We start from the raw sequence: 1,362 nt of genomic DNA on the forward strand, positions 1-1,362 counted from the left end.
CAGCGCGGCCTCCTTCGCGCGCGCCAGCACCTGCGTGAGGCTCTCGCGGCTGTCCAGCACGCTGCGCAACAGCTGCGTGTTGACGAAGAAGCCGATCACGCTTTCGGTCTCGGCGCGGTGACGGTTGGCAACCGGAACGCCCACGCGAATGTCCAGTTCGCCGGTGTAGCGGCTGAGCAGTACCTGGAAGCCTGCGAGCAATCCCATGAAGAGCGTCGCGCCATGGCCTTGCAGGCGCCGGTACAACCGCTGCACGAGGTCGCCCGGCAGTTCGAAGCCATGCCGCACGGCGCTGTAGCGGCCGTCGGCTCTTCTGGCGTGATCGGTGGGCAGTTGCAGTGTCGGCTGCCCGGCGCCGAGGTGTTGCGTCCAGTAAGCCAGCTGGCGCTCACGCTCGCCGGCCTCGAGCCAATCGCGCTGCCATGCGGCGTAGTCGGCGTACTGGATCGGCAGCGACGACAGCGTTGCCTCCTTGCCTTGCACGCGCGCGCCGTACTGCGCCACGAATTCGTCGACGATGACCTGCATCGACCAGCCGTCGGACACGATGTGATGCATCACCACGACGAGCATGTGCTCCTCGGGCGCGAGGCGGATCAAGCCGACCCGCAGCAGCGGGCCTTCGGCCAGGTCGAAGGGAGTGTGGCTCAGGCGCAGGGCTTCTTCCCTGCTGCGCGTTTCACGCTCCTGCGGGGAGTGCAGTGCCACGAGGTCGACCATGGCGATGTCGACCGGCCCGGCTTCGCGGATCAGTTGCCGCGCCAGGCCCTGGGCGTCGGTGCGGAACACGGTACGCAGCGATTCGTGACGCAGCACCAGCGCATCGAAGCTCGCACGCAGGGCCTCCACGTCGAGCCTACCTTTCAGCTTCAACGCGCCGCTGATGTGGTACGCGGTGCTCGACGGATCGAGCTGCCACATGAACCACTGGCGCATCTGTGCATGGGAAAGAGCCAGCGTACCGGCGCGCTGCTCAGCAGTCAGCACGGGGATGGTCGGCGTCACTGAAGACTGGCCGGTGCCGATGGCCTGGGCGATGCGCGAAAGGCTCTGGTGCTCAAACACCTGTCGGGGATTCAGCTGCACGCCGGCCCTGGCTGCTCGTGCCGTCACCTTGAGACTGAGGATGGAGTCGCCGCCGAGTTCGAAGAAGTTGTCGTTGCGGCCCACGCGAGCCACTCCGAGTACTTCGGCCCAGATCGATGCCAGGGTCTGCTCGACCTCCCCCTCGGGCGCCTCGTACGCCCTCTCGCTCGTGAACTCCGGCGCAGGCAGCGCCTTGCGATCCACCTTCCCGTTCGCGTTCAGCGGCAGCGCCTGCAGCTCCACGATCACGCTCGGAACCATGTAGTCCGGCAGCGC

1 protein-coding gene is annotated in these 1,362 nt (G+C 67.0%); it reads right to left on the reverse strand.

What is annotated here, in order from left to right; translation table 11 throughout:
- Nucleotides 1–1,362, reverse strand: a 1,362-nt coding sequence (locus G369_RS36970; protein ID WP_038117037.1) for a condensation domain-containing protein, incomplete at both ends; no start/stop codon positions are given.

The organism is Variovorax atrisoli 110B (genome assembly GCF_000382045.1).
GTDB lineage: Bacteria > Pseudomonadota > Gammaproteobacteria > Burkholderiales > Burkholderiaceae_C > Variovorax > Variovorax atrisoli.